Annotated in this window: 17 protein-coding genes; 13 read left to right on the top strand and 4 right to left on the bottom strand. The window is 68.4% G+C overall.

All coding sequences use genetic code 11. The features are described from left to right. The 4 genes from ACM14_RS24895 to cydX all read left to right on the top strand — a co-directional run. Positions 1-1,106, top strand: a 1,106-nt coding sequence (locus ACM14_RS24895; RefSeq protein WP_065347639.1) for an ATP-binding cassette domain-containing protein, incomplete at its 5' end; no start/stop codon positions are given. Positions 1,107-1,148: 42 nt separating this feature from the next. Then, the gene (locus ACM14_RS24890) at positions 1,149-2,735 is read left to right on the top strand and encodes a cytochrome ubiquinol oxidase subunit I (protein ID WP_034391473.1); all 1,587 of its coding nucleotides are present in this window, start codon (positions 1,149-1,151) and stop codon (positions 2,733-2,735) included. An 18-nt stretch (positions 2,736-2,753) separates the two neighbouring features. Next, entirely contained in the window at positions 2,754-3,905 is a 1,152-nt protein-coding gene (gene cydB, locus ACM14_RS24885; protein WP_065347637.1) for a cytochrome d ubiquinol oxidase subunit II, read from the top strand. Between the two features lie 49 nt (positions 3,906-3,954). Next, a complete protein-coding gene (gene cydX, locus ACM14_RS24880) occupies positions 3,955-4,080 on the top strand; it encodes a cytochrome bd-I oxidase subunit CydX (protein ID WP_012204319.1) in 126 nt (41 codons plus the stop codon). 199 nt (positions 4,081-4,279) lie between these two features. Here the strand turns inward: cydX and ACM14_RS24875 are convergent, their stop codons facing one another. Further along, positions 4,280-4,876 carry a GbsR/MarR family transcriptional regulator gene (locus tag ACM14_RS24875; RefSeq protein WP_012204320.1) on the bottom strand — a complete coding sequence of 199 codons (597 nt, stop codon included), beginning with the start codon at positions 4,874-4,876 and terminating at the stop codon, positions 4,280-4,282. Positions 4,877-5,037: 161 nt separating this feature from the next. Between ACM14_RS24875 and ACM14_RS24870 the strand changes: the two genes are divergently transcribed. After that, positions 5,038-6,195 carry an acyltransferase gene (locus tag ACM14_RS24870; protein ID WP_065347636.1) on the top strand — a complete coding sequence of 386 codons (1,158 nt, stop codon included), beginning with the start codon at positions 5,038-5,040 and terminating at the stop codon, positions 6,193-6,195. 73 nt (positions 6,196-6,268) lie between these two features. On the opposite strand, the gene rnk is transcribed toward ACM14_RS24870, so the two are convergent. Continuing rightward, a complete protein-coding gene (gene rnk, locus ACM14_RS24865) occupies positions 6,269-6,673 on the bottom strand; it encodes a nucleoside diphosphate kinase regulator (protein WP_013803451.1) in 405 nt (134 codons plus the stop codon). Between the two features lie 294 nt (positions 6,674-6,967). Here rnk and ACM14_RS24860 point away from each other — a divergent pair, with 294 nt between their 5' ends. After that, positions 6,968-8,110: a PA0069 family radical SAM protein gene (locus ACM14_RS24860; protein WP_065347635.1), complete on the top strand. Its 1,143-nt coding sequence runs from the start codon at positions 6,968-6,970 to the stop codon at positions 8,108-8,110. Positions 8,111-8,147: 37 nt separating this feature from the next. Here the strand turns inward: ACM14_RS24860 and ACM14_RS24855 are convergent, their stop codons facing one another. Continuing rightward, positions 8,148-9,014 carry a LysR family transcriptional regulator gene (locus tag ACM14_RS24855; RefSeq protein WP_065347634.1) on the bottom strand — a complete coding sequence of 289 codons (867 nt, stop codon included), beginning with the start codon at positions 9,012-9,014 and terminating at the stop codon, positions 8,148-8,150. Between the two features lie 106 nt (positions 9,015-9,120). Between ACM14_RS24855 and ACM14_RS24850 the strand changes: the two genes are divergently transcribed. Then, a complete protein-coding gene (locus ACM14_RS24850) occupies positions 9,121-10,245 on the top strand; it encodes a mandelate racemase/muconate lactonizing enzyme family protein (protein ID WP_065347633.1) in 1,125 nt (374 codons plus the stop codon). Positions 10,246-10,280: 35 nt separating this feature from the next. Further along, positions 10,281-11,255, top strand: a complete 975-nt coding sequence (locus tag ACM14_RS24845; RefSeq protein ID WP_065347632.1) for a tripartite tricarboxylate transporter substrate binding protein — start codon at positions 10,281-10,283, stop codon at positions 11,253-11,255. A gap of 30 nt (positions 11,256-11,285) precedes the next feature. On the opposite strand, the gene ACM14_RS24840 is transcribed toward ACM14_RS24845, so the two are convergent. Next, entirely contained in the window at positions 11,286-12,137 is an 852-nt protein-coding gene (locus ACM14_RS24840; RefSeq protein WP_043823861.1) for a LysR substrate-binding domain-containing protein, read from the bottom strand. A gap of 181 nt (positions 12,138-12,318) precedes the next feature. On the opposite strand from ACM14_RS24840, the gene phnD reads away from it, so the two are divergent. The 5 genes from phnD to phnX are packed head-to-tail and all read left to right on the top strand — an operon-like array spanning position 12,319 to position 16,983. Next, positions 12,319-13,206 (top strand): phosphonate ABC transporter substrate-binding protein, encoded by an 888-nt coding sequence (gene phnD, locus ACM14_RS24835; protein ID WP_065347631.1) that lies wholly within the window; start codon positions 12,319-12,321, stop codon positions 13,204-13,206. Beyond that, entirely contained in the window at positions 13,203-14,093 is an 891-nt protein-coding gene (gene phnC / locus ACM14_RS24830) for a phosphonate ABC transporter ATP-binding protein (protein WP_065347630.1), read from the top strand. Before phnD ends, phnC begins: the two co-directional genes overlap by 4 nt. Continuing rightward, on the top strand, positions 14,093-14,938 hold the full coding sequence (phnE, locus tag ACM14_RS24825) for a phosphonate ABC transporter, permease protein PhnE (protein ID WP_065347629.1): 846 nt from the start codon (positions 14,093-14,095) through the stop codon (positions 14,936-14,938). The genes phnC and phnE overlap by 1 nt, the downstream gene beginning before the upstream one ends. A gap of 47 nt (positions 14,939-14,985) precedes the next feature. Then, the gene (gene psrA, locus ACM14_RS24820) at positions 14,986-16,074 is read left to right on the top strand and encodes an iron-containing alcohol dehydrogenase PsrA (protein ID WP_065347628.1); all 1,089 of its coding nucleotides are present in this window, start codon (positions 14,986-14,988) and stop codon (positions 16,072-16,074) included. A gap of 54 nt (positions 16,075-16,128) precedes the next feature. Then, a complete protein-coding gene (gene phnX, locus ACM14_RS24815) occupies positions 16,129-16,983 on the top strand; it encodes a phosphonoacetaldehyde hydrolase (RefSeq protein WP_065347627.1) in 855 nt (284 codons plus the stop codon). The last annotated feature ends 76 nt before the right edge of the window (positions 16,984-17,059 follow it).

Genomic DNA, 17,059 nt, shown 5'->3' with positions numbered 1-17,059 from the left:
GGCCCGCCGTGCGCCGCGCGCTGGCGCTGGAGTCCCTGCGCGTCCGCACGGCCGACCTGGTGGCCGGGCAGGCAGAGCTGGCCATGGCCGGCACCCTGGCCGCGCATTGCGAACGCATTGCCGCCCTGGACGCCCGCGTGGCCGAGGCCGACGCCGAGCTCTACGGCCTGGAGGCCCGAACCTCCTTCGTGCAAGGCCTGTGCGGCGCCCTGGCCCTGGCCGGTGTGCTGCTGGGCGTGGGCTGGCTGGCCGAGGCCGGCCTGCTGGGTGCCCCCGTGGCCGCGCTGGCCCTGCTGCTGGCGCTGACGGCCATGGAGCCCTTTGCCGCGTTGCGCCGTGGCGCGCTGGAGGCCGGCCGCAGCTGGTTGGCCGCGCGCCGGCTGGCGCCTGCCCTGCGCGACGGCGCTGCGCAAGGCGCCTGCGAACCGGCTGCGCCCGGGCAGGGCTTGGCGGTTGAGCTGGAGCAGGTCGTGGCACCCCGTGCCGCCGTGCTGGCCCAGGACATCCGTATCGCCGAGGGCGAGCGTGTCGCCCTGCTGGGCGCCAGCGGCGCGGGCAAGACCACGCTGCTGTCCCTGATGGCCGGCGAGCTCCCGCCGCTGGCCGGCGCCGTGCGTGCCCGGCGCTGCACCTGGATGACGCAGCGCACCGAACTGTTCGAGGACAGCCTGCGCGACAACCTTTTGCTGGCTTGCCCCGAGGCCGCCGAGGACACGCTGTGGGCGGCGCTGGAAGTCGCCGGGCTGGCGGGCGATGTGCGCGCCATGGCGCAGGGCCTGGACACGCGGCTGGGCGAGGGCGGGCTGGGCCTGTCCGGCGGCCAGGCACGGCGCCTGGCGCTGGCGCGGCTGCTGCTGAGCCCCGCGCGCTGCTGGCTGCTGGACGAAGTGACCGAGGGCCTGGATGCACGCACGGCCGCCGACCTGCTGGTGCGGCTGGACAGTGCAGCCCGGGGCCGCACCCTGGTGCTGGCCACCCACAAGCTGCGGGAGGCGCAACTGGCCGACCGGCTGCTGTGGGTGGAGCAGGGCCGCGTGGTGTCCGAGGCGCTGCGCGGCACACCGCCGTTCGAGGCGGCCCTGGCGCGCCTGCGGCAGGACGGCTGATCAAGGATTTCACCAAGTACCCCCGAGAGAAAGGATCTCACCATGGACCTCGACATCGTCGATCTATCGCGGCTGCAGTTCGCGGTAACGGCGCTCTACCACTTCCTGTTCGTGCCGCTGACCATCGGCCTGGCCGTGATCATCGCCATCATGGAGACCGTCTACGTGATGACGGGCCGCACCATCTGGCGCGACATGACGAAGTTCTGGGGCACTTTGTTCGGCATCAACTTCGCCATGGGCGTGGCCACGGGCATCGTGATGGAGTTCCAGTTCGGCATGAACTGGAGCTACTACAGCCACTACGTGGGCGACATCTTCGGCGCGCCGCTGGCCATCGAGGGGCTGATGGCCTTCTTCCTCGAAGCCACCTTCGTGGGCCTGTTCTTCTTCGGCTGGGACCGCCTGAGCAAGGTCGGTCACCTGGTGACCACCTGGTGCGTGGCCCTGGGCTCGAACTTCTCAGCGCTGTGGATCCTGATCGCCAACGGCTGGATGCAAAACCCCGTGGGCGCGGCGTTCAACCCGCAGACCATGCGCATGGAGGTCACCGACTTCTTCGCGGTGCTGACCAACCCCGTGGCCCAGGCCAAGTTCGTGCACACGGTCTCGGCCGGCTACGTGACGGCCGCCATCTTCGTGCTGGGTGTCTCGGCCTGGTATCTGCTCAAGGGCCGGCACATCCAGCTGGCGCGCCGCTCCATGACGGTGGCCACCTCGTTCGGCCTGGCCGCCGCGCTGTCGGTGGTGGTGCTGGGCGATGAAAGCGGCTACCTGTCCTCGGAGCACCAGAAGATGAAGCTGGCCGCCATCGAGGCCATGTGGGACACCGAGCCCGCACCGGCCGCCTTCACGGCCTTCGGCTTCCCCGACAAGGCCGCACGCGAGACGCACTACGCCGTGCACATTCCCTGGGTCATGGGCCTGATCGGCACGCGCTCGCTGACCACCGAGATCCCCGGCATCAACGACCTGGTCCAGCGCACCGAGCAGTACATCCGCAACGGCATCGAGGCCTATGGCGCGCTGGAGGCCATCCGCGCCGCCGGCCCCACGGGCCAGGTGCCGGCCGAGGCCAAGGCCGTCTTCGAGGACAAGGGCGGGCAACTGGGCTACGCGCTGCTGCTCAAGCGCTACGTGGACGACCCGCGCCAGGCCACGGACGCGCAGATCGCCCAGGCCGCCTGGGACACCGTGCCGGCCGTGGGGCCGCTGTTCTGGGCCTTCCGCATCATGGTGGGGTTGGGCATGTTCTTCATCGCGCTCACGGCCGCCTTCTTCTGGCTGTCGGTGCGGCGCAGGCTGGACGCCCATCCGTGGATGCTCAAGCTGGCCGTGATCGCCATTCCCCTGCCCTGGATCGCGGCCGAGTGCGGCTGGATCGTGGCCGAGGTGGGCCGCCAGCCCTGGATCATCGAAGGCGTGCTGCCCACGGCGCTGGCCGTCTCCAACCTGGGCGCGGGCACGCTGCTGCTGACGATTGCAGGCTTCATCGCCATCTACTCCGTGCTCTTCGTCATCGAGATGAAGCTCATGGTGAAGGCCATCCGCAAGGGACCGCAGGAGGAAAGTGCACCGCACCTGACCACCTACTTCCCTCTGATGCAAAAACTCGCCCGCGGGCAATGACCAAGGGAGATTGTCACCATGATTCTTCACGAACTGATCAGCTACGACGTCCTGCGCCTGCTGTGGTGGGGCCTGCTGGGCGTGCTGCTCATCGCCTTTGCCGTCACCGATGGCTTTGACCTGGGCGCTGCCGCGCTGCTGCCGCTGGCGGCCAGGACCGACGTGGAGCGCCGCGTCGTCATCAACTCTCTGGGCCCGGTCTGGGAAGGCAACCAGGTCTGGCTCATCCTGGGCGGCGGCGCCATCTTTGCGGCCTGGCCGCAGCTGTACGCGGTCTCGTTCTCGGGCTTTTACCTGGCCATGTTCGCGGCGCTGGTGGCGCTGATCCTGCGGCCCGTGGCCTTCAAGTTCCGCAGCAAGCGCGAGGAGCCGGCCTGGCGCGCGCGCTGGGATGCCGTGCTGTGCATGGCCGGCGTGGTGCCCGCGCTGATCTTTGGCGTGGCCCTGGGCAATGTGCTGCAGGGCGTGCCCTTCCGCCTGGCGCCCGACATGCGCATCTACTACGAGGGCACGTTCTTCGGCCTGCTCAACCCGTTTGCGCTGCTGGCCGGCCTGGTCTCGCTGTGCATGCTGCTCATGCATGGTGCGTCCTGGCTGGTGTTCAAGACCGAGGGCGATGTGGCCGCGCGCGCGCGCCGCCTCGGCATGGTGGCGGCCGTCGCTACCACGGTGCTGTTCGCGGCGGCCGGCGTGTGGCTGGCCGCGCTCAATGGCTACCGCATCACCAGCGAGATCAACACCACCGGACCGTCCAACCCGCTGTTCAAGACGGCTGCGCTGCAGGCGGGCGCCTGGTTCGCCAACTACCAGGCCCGGCCCGTGCTCTGGGCCGTGCCGGCCATCGGCCTGCTGATGCCGCTGCTGGCGGCGCTGGGCCTGTGGCTGCGCCGCGAGTGGCTGGCCCTGCTGTCCAGCGGCCTGGGCATTGCGGGCATCATCGCCAGCGTGGGGGCGTCCATGTTCCCGTTCATCCTGCCCTCGTCGCTGAACCCGCAGCACAGCCTCACGGTCTGGGACTCTTCGTCCAGCCATGTGACGCTGTTCATCATGCTGGTGTGCGCGCTGATCTTCGTGCCCCTCATCGTGGCCTACACCAGCTGGGTCTACAGCGTGCTGCGCGGCAAGGTCGACCCGATGGCCATCATCGAGGGCCGTGGCCACTCGTACTGATCCACTGAATCAAGAAACGACAGTCAACGTCAAGAAAGGACACAACACCATGTGGTACTTCGCCTGGTTGCTCGGCCTGCCGCTGGCGGCCGCCTTCGCGGTGCTCAACGCGATGTGGTACGAACTGATGGACGACGAGGCCACGCGCCGCGAACTCCTGGCCCGGGAGAAATAAGGCTCCCCCTGAGGCGCTTCGCGCCTTCCCCCTCTCTCTTCGGGAGGGGGACGACACCCTCGCTGCGGGGGCGGCCCTTGCTCGGTGTCCCTCGCTTTGGGCTACGCCAGTTTTTGCACGCGCTTACCGCTAATGAAGCATTGCTGTAAACACAATGAGCTCCCTCGGGAGCTCATTTTTGTACGCAGGCTTGCCAGGTTCAATCGTCGGTGTCATCCGCCTTGGCGCGGCCCTTGCCGCCCGTGATGCGGTCCTTCAGATCCAGCAGCCGCGTCACGGCCGTGCCCATGCCCATGAGCTGCATGGCGGTCTCGGGCGACAGGCGCTGCACGTCGTCGAACCAGTTCATGAGCCGGTCGATCAGCTCGTACATGTCGCGCATGCGCTGCTGGGCGTAGCGTTCCTCTTCGGTGGTGACTTCCTCCAGCATGGCGGCGCGCAGCATGGACTGGGTGGGCTCGATCTCGCGGCGGCGGCGTTCCTCGGCCAGGCGGCGGAAGATTTCCCAGACATCCTGCGGCGCCTCGAAATACTCGCGCCGGTCGCCGGGCTGGTGGCGCAATTGCACCAGGCGCCAGGCCTGCAATTCCTTGAGCCCCATGCTCACGTTGGAGCGCGAGAACTCCAGCGTCTCGGCGATCTGGTCGGCATTGAGCGGCTCGGGCGAAAGAAACAGCAGTGCGTAGATCTGGCCTACCGTGCGGTTGATGCCCCAGCGGCTGCCCATCTCGCCGAAGTGCGAGACGAACTGCCGGTTCAACGCCGGAAGAGGTTTGGATTGCGTCATGGCATGCATTGTGCCTGCGCGTGCGCGGCACGCTCCGGGCGGCTTGGGAAGCGATGTGTCAGCTTTCTGCAAGTCGCGTCCAAAAGGCGCACAATGGCGCCTTTGCGGGCTTGCGGCCAGGCGGCCCGGGCCCTGCGCCTTCCCGCCCCGTACCGACTACAGATTGCCCCATGTCCCACGCTAGCCGCAGTGCACTGATCGACTGCACCAAGGGCCTGGCCTGTGCCGCCATCATCTGGCACCACCTGGCCTTCTACGGCCCCATGTCCGATATCGCCCATCCGGCCGCGCCGGACCTCATTGACTGGCTCTATGAATATGCGCGCATGGCCGTGCAGATCTTCCTGGTGCTGGGCGGCTACCTGGCGGCAGCCAGCATGGCGCCGCAAGGCCACGGGCAGCACAGCGATCCGTGGTCGCGCATCGGGCGCCGCTTCGTGCGCCTGGTCGTGCCCTATGCGGTGGCGCTGGTCGTGGCCATCGTGGTCTCGGCGGCCGTGCGGCCCTGGTTCGACCATGCCTCGGTGTCGGGCGAGCCCGATCTCTGGCAACTGGTGGCGCATGCGCTGCTGCTGCAGAACATCGTGGGCGAGGAATCGCTGTCCGCCGGCGTCTGGTATGTGTCCATCGACTTCCAGCTGTTTGCGCTGACGGCGCTGCTGCTGGCCGGCACGCGCTGGGGCGGTGCCTTGCTGCGCCGCCGCTTTGGCGGCGACGCCCTGTCACGCTGCTGGCCCTGGGCGCTGAGCGTGGCGCAGGCGCTGGTGGTGATCGGCGTGGCGGCTTCGCTGCTGGGCTTCAATCTGGATGCGCAATGGGATGTGTGGGCGCCGTACTTCTTTGGCGCCTACGGCCTGGGCATGCTGGCCTACTGGGCCGCGCATGCGGACAAGTCCTCGACGGCCTGGAGCTGGTCCCTGCTGATCGTGGCCCTGGTCGTGGCGGCACTGGCACTGGAGTGGCGCGACCGCATCGCGCTGGCCGGTGCCACGGCGCTGGCCCTGGTCGTGGCCATGCGCAGCCCCGCGTTTGCGCAGGCGCAAGGCTGGGCGCCGCTGCGCCGGCTGGGCAAGATTTCGTACTCGGTGTTTCTCGTGCACTTCTCGGTCTGCCTGCTGGTCAATGCCGTGGAAAGCCATTTCTGGCCACATTCCATTCCCGCCGCCCTGCTGGGCATGTGCACGGCCTTTGTGCTGTCGATTGCGGCCGGCCATCTGCTGTACGAGCGCGTGGAGCGCCACGTTCCCAGCTGGCACATGGCGCTGCGCTGGCAGGCGGGCCTGGTGGGCACCGGCCTGATCGCGGCATTTGTGGCAGGCCTGCGCTGAGGCGCGCTGCGTCAGTCCACAAACAACAAAGGCAGCCGGTTGGCTGCCTTTTTCGCTTCACGCCGGTCGGCGTTCAACGGTGCAGCTCGCCTGCGCTTTCCGGCTGGAACTCGATGGCATCCACGCGCACGGTGACCTGGCCCGAGGGACCGGCCATGCGCGACTGGTCGCCCACGCTCAGGCCCAGCAGGGCAATGCCCACGGGCGCGAAGACCGACACCTTGTCGGAGCTGCCATCCATCTCCTTGGGATAGACCAGGGTCAGCGTATTGGACTTGCCCGACTCCAGCAGCGTGAAGCGCACGGTGGAGTTCATGGTCACCACATTGGGCGGCATTTCCTTGGGTTCGAGCACGTCGGCGCGGTCCAGCTCGGCCTCGAGCGCGTCGCGGCCGGGGAAGGCGGGTTGCTTGTCCAGCAGGGCCTCGATGCGCTCCAGGTCCAGGGACGAAAGAATGATGTGGGGCTTGCGCTCCATGGTGTTGGCTCCCTTGTGTGCTTGCGCCGTGGCTGCAGTGAAGGGCAGCGGCGCCCAAACGGACAAAAGCCCGGGCAACGCGGTTGTCCGGGCCAAGGCATCTTCAGAAAAGAGAAAAGCACCAAGTTGGTGCGATAGGCCCATTGTGCAGGCCCGTGTGGGTTCTGCCAAGCGAACCCGCACGGTGCGGTGCGGATTGGCGTGGGCACTTGCCAAGCCGGCAAAACCCACTTCGCAACTGCAGGCATGCGGGGAGTGCTTGGCGGCATGACTGTATTTTTATACAGTTGCTCCATGCTTCCCAGTCCTCCCACGCCTCATCACGACACGGCCCGGGTGCCCCTGCACGCCATCAAGGGCCGGGGCGCAGCCAGCCAGCTGGCCCACCGCTTCACCACCGACCCGCGCGAGGCCTTCGATGACGGCTGGGGCAGCCTTGAGGCGCCCGCCGAAGACGAAGAGGCCGCTCCGCTGCGCACCGAACTGCGCTGGGAGCAGGCCCGCTCGGCGCTGAGCCGCCACCAGTCGCCCGACCTGCCGTTTCACATGGGGCTCAATCCCTACCGGGGCTGCGAGCATGGCTGCATCTATTGCTATGCCCGGCCCACGCACAGCTACCTGGGCTGGTCGCCGGGGCTGGACTTCGAGACCCGGCTCATCGCCAAGCAGAACCTGCCCGAGCTGCTGCGCGCCGAGCTGTCGCGCGCCAGCCATGTGGCCGCGCCCGTGATGCTGGGCTCGGTCACCGACTGCTACCAGCCCGTGGAGCGCGAGCTGGGGCTGACGCGCCGCCTGATCGAAGTGCTGGCCGAGGCGCGCCACCCGTTTTCCATCGTCACCAAGGGCAGCGGGGTGGAGCGTGACCTGGACCTGCTGGCCCCGCTGGCGCGCCAGGGCCTGGCCTCGGTGCACATCACGCTGACCACGCTGGATGCCGACCTGGCACGCCACCTGGAGCCGCGCGCCGCCGCGCCGCACCGCCGGCTGCGCAGCATCCGCGCGCTGACCGAGGCGGGCGTGCCCGTGGGCGTGAGCCTGGCACCGCAGATTCCCTTCATCAACGAAGACCTGGAGAAGGTGCTGGAGGCGGCCGCCGACGCAGGCGCGCGCCACGCCTTCTATGCCGTGCTGCGCCTGCCCTGGGAAGTGGCGCCGCTGTTCGAGCAATGGCTGCAGGTGCACTACCCCGACCGCGCCCGCCGCGTGATGGAGCGCGTGCGCGACCTGCACGGCATCCAGGGCGAGCAGCGCGAGGCCGGCCGCGTGTACAACGCCGAGTTCGGCCAGCGCATGAAGGGCACGGGCCACTGGGCCGAGCTGCTGCGCCAGCGCTTTGCCCTGGCCTGCCGTCGGTACGGATTCAACCGCGAGCCGCTGCGGCTCGATTGCAGCCTCTACCACCCGTCGCTTTTGCTGCCGCAGCGCAGCCTGTTCTGAGAGCCTGCGTGCCAGGCACAGGCCAGGGCATGGTCCGCTAGCGGTAGTCGACCAGCTCGGACAAGGCGGCTGCCAGCGGGGAGCGCACCGAAGAGCGCAGCCAGACCATGCCCACTTCGCGGGACGGTCTCGGAGGGGGCAGCGGCCATCGGCGCGTTCTGGCATCCGGCGGTCCCAGCACGGGCCAGTCCGGCAGGATGGAGACACCGAAGCCTTCCGCAACCAGCTGTGCGATCTGCTCGATGCCGTCCAGCTCAAAGCGCACTTTCGGCTTGATGCCGTGGCCCCGCAGGTATTCATCCGCCATTTTTCCTGCCACCACCTTGCGGTCGTACTGGATGAAGGGCTCGCGTGCGGCCGTGAGCAGCGGATCGCGCACCTTCATGTCCCGGGGCGCGAGAAGAATCAGTGCCTCGCTGCGCATCAGCCGCCATTCGCAGGTCTTGGGCATGGCGAAGGCCGGGTGCACAAGGATGGCCGCATCCAGATGGCCGGCCTGCACCTGGTCCAGCAGCAGTGAGGAGGTGCCGGGTTCGATGTAGACGCGCACGGCCGGATGGGCGCTCATCCACCGGCGCAGCAGCGGGGGCACCAGGCCCATCAGCGCCGTGGGCGTTGCACCCAGCCTCAGGGGGCCTGCGGGAAGCTCGGTGGCCGAGGCGGCCGACCTCAGGTTCTCCACGGATTTGAGCACCTCCCGCGCATGCTCCACGATCCGGGCGCCAACGACGGTGGGCCGCACCGTCCGGCCCACCCGCGTGAGCAGTGCGCAGCCCACGTCGGCCTCCAGCGCACGCATCTGCTGGGCCACGGTGGTGGGCGGCAGGTCCAGCCTGCGCGCGGCGTCGGCCATCGAGCCGCAGTCCACGACGGCAATGAAGCTCTGGAGAAAGCGCGAATCCATGCGACGCATTTTGCGTCATCTGAACCATGGGACACCATCTTTGTTGCGGATCTCCTGAAGCGCAAAGTTCGCTCGTTCCCGCTTCCAAACCATGTCAGGAGAGCTCATGCCCCTCATCGAATCCATTGAAGTCTGCGTTGCCCGCGTGCCGCTGGACAAGGTCACCTATCTGTCGAACCGCACCGTGGTCGACCGCCACTACGGACTGGTCAAGGTCCGCAGCAGCGACGGCGTCGAAGGCATCGGCTTTTGCTATGTCGGCAATGCGGCGGGCGAGCTGTTCCGCGTCGCGGTCGAGCAGCTGCTCGGTCCTGTGCTGCTGGGCCGCGATTCCCTGGCCGTCGAAGGGCTGTGGAAGGAGATGTACCAGGAGGCGCTGCTGCAAGGCCGCATGGGCACCGTGATGCGCGCACTGAGCGCACTCGACATTGCGCTGTGGGATCTCAATGCCCGCACCGCCCAGCTGCCTTTGCACAAGTACCTGGGCGCGGTGGAGCTGGACACGGTACCGGCCTATGCCAGCGGCGGCTACTACGTGGACGGCAAGACCGCCGGCCATGTCGGCGAGGAGATGGCCGGCTATGTCGAACTGGGCTTTCAGGCCGTGAAGATGAAGACCGGCCGCTGGTCGCCCCAGGGCGAGGAGTCGCGCGTGAAGGCGGCGCGCGAGGCCATCGGCCCGGACGTGGAGCTCATGCTGGACTGCAACAACGGCTGGGTGGACACCGTGCAGGCCATGCAGTACCTGCGCCGCATGGAGGCATACGACCCCTATTTCATCGAGGAGCCGTTCAGCCCCGACGATGTCGAAAGCCACGCCCGCCTGGCAAAGCTCACCCGCATTCCCGTGGCCACCGCGGAAATCGGCTATGGCCGCTGGTACCACAAGCATCTGCTCGACATGGGCGCCGCATCCATCCTGCAGACCGACGCCGCAGTCTGCGGGGGCATCACCGAGTGGAAGCGCATTGCCGCCATGGCGGCGGGCTATGGGCTGCAGATGTGTCCGCACTGGTTCCACGATGTGCACGCGCCGCTGGTGGCCGCGACCCCCAATGCGCGCTATGTCGAGTTCTTCTGGGATGACCAGGTGCTGAACTTCCGCCGCCTGCTGGACCGCCAGCTGGCGCAGGAAAAGGGCCGTGTCGTGCTGCACCAGACGCCAGGGCTCGGCTTCAATTTCGACGAGGCGCAGGTGTCCCGGTTCGGCCGCTGGACCTCGGTGGCGTAAGACCGCCGCCAGCCCATCATCCAAGGAGACAAGCCATGCAACGCAGACAGTTCCTGACCTCGGCCGCCGCAGCCGCCGCCCTGCATGCCCATCCGGGCTTTGCACAGGCCAGGCCGCCAGCGGGCCCGGTCAAAATCCTCGTCGGCTTCTCGGCAGGCGGCGGCACGGACATCCTGGCGCGGATCATCGCCAACCGGCTCAACCAGCTGTGGGCCATTCCCGTCATCGTCGAGAACCGGCCAGGGGCGGCGGGGCTGATTGCCGCTGCCGAGGCCGCCAGGGCCGCGCCCGATGGGCAGACGCTCATGATGGGCCACATCAATGCCCTGGGCATTGCCCCTGCGCTCAACCCCAGGCTCGGCTTCTCGCCGGAGCGGGACTTCTCCGCCATCGCCCTGGTGGGCCAGACCCCGCAGGTCCTGGTTGCCAGCCCCAAGGCTTCCGCCACCATGCAGGGCCTGCTGGCCGCGTTGAAGCAAAAGCCGGGGGAGGTCAGCTTCGGCTCCTCGGGCACGGGCTCGGCCCAGCACCTTGCGCTGGCGCTGTTCGAGCAGACTGCGGCGGTGTCCGCGCTCCATATCCCGTACAAGGGCGCGTCGAACGTGATGACGGATCTGCTGGGCGGCCAGATCGACTACGCGTTCGAGGGAATGACCACGGCGGCACCCTTCATCAAGGGTGGAAAAGTCCATGCAGTGGCTCAGACGGGCGTGAAGCGCGCCAAGGCCTTCGCGGAGATTCCCACCGTGGCGGAGCAGGGCTATTCCGGGTTCAACGCGAGCATCTGGTTCGGCCTGGTGGGCCCCGCAAGAATGCCCGCCGATCTGGTGGCCCGCATCAATGCGGACGTCAACCGCATCCTGGCCATGCCCGATGTGGTGGCCAAGCTCGAAGAGTTCGGCGCAGAGGATGGAGGGGGGACACCGCAGCGCTTTGACGCCTTCATGCGCGATGAACGGGCGAAGTGGACCCGGCTGATCCAGGCGCGCGGAATCAGGGTGGAGGGCTGAGGCGGGGGCCGAGGTGGCCCGGCGCGGTCCTCAAATCGCCTCCAGAAAAGACCTCACCAGCAGGCTGTCGCTGCGCTCGCGCATGCAATAGACATAGGTGGTGGTGCTGGCCGGGTCGCCCGCGATGCGCAGCGGGCGAAAGCGCGGGTCGGGGATGAATTCGGCTTCGGACACGGCGCCCAGTCCCAGGCCGCGCGCCACGGCTTCGCGTATGGCTTCGCGGCTGCCGATTTCCAGTTCGGTGCGCGGCTGCACCCCGGCGGCCTGCAGCACCGATTCCAGCGCGGTGCGCGTGGTCGAGCCGTGCTCGCGCAGCAGCAAAGGCTGGCCCTGCAGTTCGGACAGCGCGATTTCGCTGCGCCGCGCGAAGGGATGGGCCACATGGGCGAACAGCACGATGGCGTGGCGCGCGTACTCGCGTGCCAGCAGCTCCGGGCGGTCGTAGAGGCCGGCGAGCACGGCCACGTCGGTGTCGTAGCGTTCCAGGTCGGCCAGCACCTGCTGCGAGTTGCCCATGCGGATGGACAGCTGCATGCCCGGATGCCGTGCGCGGTAGGCGGCCACCATTTCAATCACATGGAAGGGCCCCACGGCGCCGATCTTGAGCTCGCCCTGGTGCAGTTGCCCCGAGTCGCGCAGGAAGAACTCGGCCTCGGCCTCCAGCGCCATGATTTTCTGCGCCATGGGCAGCAGTCTGGCGCCTGCGCCCGTGAGCGTCATGCGGTAGCCGCGGCGGTGGAACAGCTCGATCTGGCTTTGGCGCTCCAGCGTGGCGATCTGGGTGGAGATGGTGGGCTGGCTCACGCCCAGTGCGCGGGCGGCGGCGCTGAGGCTGCCGTGGTGGGCGACGGCGATGAAGGCGCGGTAGCGGGCGTTGCTCACGAAAGTCGGTATCTCAAGGTTTTGTCTATGGATGCTGTCAAAACCGATTCTGAAACTTTCACATGGCAGAAATATGTCGCTCCTAGCATTCAGCCATCCCCACCCGCCTGGCGATTTGGCCGGCGATTCACGGATCCACCGATCTGCCGATGTGCCTGACCTGATGCAAAGGAACGCTCTCATGAAGATGAACCGCAAGACCTGGCTGCGCCATGCCGCAGCCGTGCTGGCCCTGGCCGCCACCGCCTCCACCGCTACCACTGCCGCCTTTGCCCAGAGCGCCGAGCTGCGCGTGGGCCTGATCCCCTCGGAGGACGCGCAGGCCATGATCCGCGCCAGCCAGCAGGTCATGGACCAGCTGGCCACCCGCACCGGCATGAAGGTGCGGCCCTTCGTGGCCAATGACTACAACGGCGTGATCGAGGCGCTGCGCTCCAACAAGATCGACATCGCCTTCCTCGGCCCGTTCTCGTACGTGCTGGCCAGCCAGGTGGCGGGCGCCGAGGCCTTTGCCGTGGCCGTGACCAAGAAGACGGGCAAGAGCGCGTACCACAGCATGGTGATCTCCCGCAAGGACAAGGGTCCGGCCAGCGTGGCCGATCTCAAGGGCCGCAGCTTTGCCTTTGTGGACCCGACCTCGGCGTCGGGCCACCTGTTTCCCAAGGCCGGGTTGATGGCCGAGGGCTTCGATGCGGACAAGGGCTTTTCGCGCGTGATCTTCTCGGGCTCGCACGACGCCAGCATCATGGCCGTGGCCAACGGCAAGGTGGATGCGGCGGCCGTGGCCGACCGCATCTTCGACTCGGCCGTGAGCAAGGGCCTGGTCAAGCGCGAGGACTTCCAGATCGTCTGGCGCTCCCAGCCCATTCCCGAGTCGCCCATGACCTGGCGCAAGAACCTGGACGCCGGCACCAAGCAGAAGGTGGCTGCGGCCCTGGCCGAGGTCAAGGACCTGCCCTGGGGCGACCAGGGCGTGCTCGACGGCTTCGCGGCCACGGATGACAAGGCCTATGACGTGGTACGCCAGACGGCCAAGGCCCTGAAGCTCGACCTCGGGAGCATGAAATGATCCGCATCCGCCAATTGCGCAAGAGCTATGGCAGCAACCACGTGCTGCATGGCATCGACCTGGATGTGCAGCCCGGCGAGTTCGTCGTCATGCTGGGCCTGTCGGGGGCCGGCAAGTCCACGCTGCTGCGCTGCATGAACGGCCTGGCCCGCGCCGACAGCGGCACGCTGGAGGTGGGCGGCATGGACCTGATGCTGGGCGGCGGCAGGCACAGCCGGCGCGAGCTGGCTCGCCACGTGGCCATGGTCTTCCAGCACCACAACCTGGTGCCGCGCCTGTCGGTGCGCAAGAACGTGCTGACCGGGCGCCTGGGCCAGACCGGCACCCTGGCCTCGGTGCTGCAGCTGTTCCGCGAAAGCGATATCCGCCTGGCCGACCAGTGCCTGGAGCGCGTGGGCCTGGCCCACAAGGCGCTGGAGCGCACCGAGGCGCTGTCGGGCGGGCAGATGCAGCGCGTGGGCATTGCCCGCGCGCTGGCCCAGCAGCCCCAGGTCATCCTGGCCGACGAGCCCGTGGCCAGCCTGGACCCCAAGACCGCGCGCAGCGTGCTGCAGTACCTGCGCGATGCCACGCGCGAACTGGGCATTGCCGTGGTCTGCAACCTGCACCAGGTGGACTACGCGCGGGAGTTCGGCGACCGTGTGCTGGGCCTGGCCCAGGGCCGCATGGTCTATGACGGATCGCCGCAGGCGCTGGACGAGGCCGCGCTGCATGCCATCTACCATGCGCAGCCCACTGCAGGGCAAGGCGCAGGGCAAGGAGCAGGGCAGGGCGCAGAGCCGGACACACCACCGGGCACGGCGGCCATAGGGCCTGCCGACCTGCATGCGCAGGCGCCGGTGCCTGCCTCGTGGATGCGGGCCAGCGCGCCCGCAGGAGGACTGTGATGACCAGCGCCAATTCCTGGAGCCCCGAGCCGCGCGACCACTGGCAATGGACGGCGCCGCGCCCCCACGGCGCCCTGGGCTGGACAGGCTATGCGGCTGCGGCCCTGGCCATCGCCTGGGTGCTGCACTGGAGCGCGGGCGGCGCGCAGATGAGCTGGGGCGAACTGGCGGCAGGCATGCCCCAGATCGCGGATTTCGTGGCGCGCTCCGTGCCGCCGGACTGGAGCATGCTGCCGCGCCTGATGGCGCCCGCGCTGGAGACGGTGCAGATCGCCATCTGGGGCACGCTGCTGTCCGTGGTGCTGGCGCTGCCGCTGTCCTTCATCGCGGCCAGCAACCTGCATGGCTGGCACTGGCTGCGGCGCATCACGCGGCAGTTCCTGAACGTGGTGCGCAGCATCAACGAGCTGATCCTGGCGCTGGTCTTTGTCTCGGCCGTGGGCCTGGGGCCGTTTCCCGGCGTGCTGGCCCTGGCCCTGCATGGCATGGGCATGCTGGGCAAGTTCTTCGCCGAGAGCATCGAAGAGATCGACGACGGCCCGCTGCAGGCCCTGCGCAGCGCAGGCGCCACGCAATTGCAGCTCATCGTCTTCGGCGTGATACCGCAGGCCATCACGGCCTGGATCGCGGTCGTGCTCTACCGCTTCGAGGTCAACCTGCGCTCGGCCACGGTGCTGGGCATGGTGGGCGCGGGCGGGCTGGGGTTCGAGCTGGTCGGCAGCCTCAAGCTGTTCCGCTACCAGGAGACGGCCACCTGCATCGTGGTCATCACCGTGATGGTGATCGCCGCCGATCTCGTCTCCCACTGGTTGCGCCGCCGCATCCAGCAGGGCACCCGCCATTGAGGGCTGCGCTTTTCCCGGCGCCCCCGTTTCATTCAAAGGACCGATTTGTGTGGACCTATCACAACCCCGTTGCCATCCATGCCGGCCTCGGCCGCCTGGACCGCCTGCCCGAGCTGCTGGCCGGGCGCGACTGCCTGCTGGTGACGTTTCCCGAGGCCGAATCCCTGGGCCTGGTGCAGCAGCTGCGCCAACGGCTGGGCAGCCAGCTGCGCGGCGTGGTGGACGGCATTGCGCCCAATCCCGATGTGCAGTGGCTGGCCCCGCTGTATGACCGCGTGCACCGCGAATACGCCGAGGTCCCGTGCATCGTGGCCCTGGGCGGCGGCAGCGCCATCGACTCGGCCAAGGCGCTGATGTGCGCCACGCCCACGCGGCGTTTCGGCGAGCTGCTGCAGGCCCTGGAGCAGGGGCTGGCCCTGCCGGCCGCAGGCCACAAGGCGTTGATCGCCATTCCCACCACGGCCGGCACGGGCAGCGAGGTCACGCCCTGGGCCACGATCTGGGACCAGGCCGCTGGCCGCAAGCACTCGCTGCACCAGCACTGGACCTGGCCCGAGGCCGCCATCATCGACGCGCAGCTCATGCAAAGCCTGCCGGCCGGCGCCACGCTGGCCTCGGGGCTGGATGCGTTGTCGCATGCGCTGGAGTCCATCTGGAACCGGCACCGCAATCCCGTCTCCACCACCTTGGCCGTGGGCGCCGCGCGCCGCACCCTGGCCACGCTGCCCGCGCTGATGCAGGACCTGGGCAGCCTGCCGCTGCGAAGCCGCATGGCCGAGGCCGCCCTGATGGCCGGCCTGGCCTTCTCCAACACCCGCACGGCGCTGGCGCATTCGCTGTCCTACGACATCACGCTGCGCCATGGCGTGGCCCACGGCATTGCCTGCTCGTTCAGCCTGCCGCTGGTGCTGGAGATGGCCCTGGGCGCCGACGACGAGGCCGACGCGGCCCTGCTGTCCATCTTCGATGCCGCCACGGGCGAGCTGGCCGTGCAGCGCCTGCGCAACTTCCTCGAAGGCCTGGGCGTGGCCACCGATCCCGCCCACTACGGCGTGCCTGGGGATGAGTGGCAGCAGCTGCTGCAGTCGGCCGCATCCGGCCCGCGCGGGCGCAATTTCATCCGCACGCTGGAATGAACAGGCGCGCGCGGCCCTCTTCTGTTTGAACCTCTTTCCTTGTCAAAAAGCACCATGAACCACACCACCGTCTCCACCGCCGCCGCCGCCGCCGCCGATCTGTCGCCGCTGCAGGCCGTCATCTTCGACTGGGCCGGCACCCTGGTCGATTTCGGCTCGCTGGCGCCCACGCAGATCTTTGTCGAGGCCTTTGCCAGCTTCGGCATCACCATCACCCTGGCCCAGGCTCGCGGCCCCATGGGCCTGTCCAAGTGGCAGCACATCCACGAGCTGCTGCAGGACGAAGGCATCCGCGCGCAATGGCACAAGGCCTTCGGCCAGCAGCCTGGCGACGCCGATGTGGATGCCATCTACGCCCGCTTCATGCCCATGCAGATCGCCAAGGTCGGTGAGTTCTCGGCGCCGATCGAAGGCGCCCCCGAGCTGCTGGGCTGGCTGCGCGCGCAGGGCCTGAAGGTGGGCTCGTGCTCGGGCTATCCGCGTGAAGTCCTGAACCAGCTGCTGCCCCAGGCAGCGGCCAACGGCCTTGCTCCCGACCATGTGGTGGCCGGCGATGAAATGGCCGCAGGCGGCCGCCCCGGCCCCTTCATGGCGCTGGCCAACGTATTGGCGCTGGGCATCGGCGACGTGCGCGCCTGCGTGAAGGTGGACGACACCGTGCCCGGCATCGAGGAAGGCCGCAACGCCGGCATGTGGACCGTGGGCCTGACCCTGTCCGGCAACGAAGTCGGCTACTCCCCCGCCGAACTGGCCGCCGCCCCCGCCGAAGAAGTGCGCGAGCGCGTGGCCCGCGCCGAGGCCAAGCTGCGCGCAGCTGGCGCCCACCACGTGATCGCCAGCGTCAAGGACCTGCCCCAGGTGCTGGAGCGTATTGCGCAGGACATGCGCGCTGGCCATAGGCCAGGTTGAGGCAATCTGCCCTGCACCTGTTGGGCTCATCACCCTTTGAAACTGGCGCGGCCAAAAAACAGGGACGCCGAGCAAG

Origin of the sequence: Delftia sp. JD2 (assembly GCF_001682645.1) — a bacterium.
Taxonomy (GTDB): domain Bacteria; phylum Pseudomonadota; class Gammaproteobacteria; order Burkholderiales; family Burkholderiaceae_C; genus Comamonas; species Comamonas acidovorans.
The sequence above is the reverse complement of the archived record's forward strand: the minus strand, read 5'-3'. Positions and strand labels throughout refer to the sequence as shown.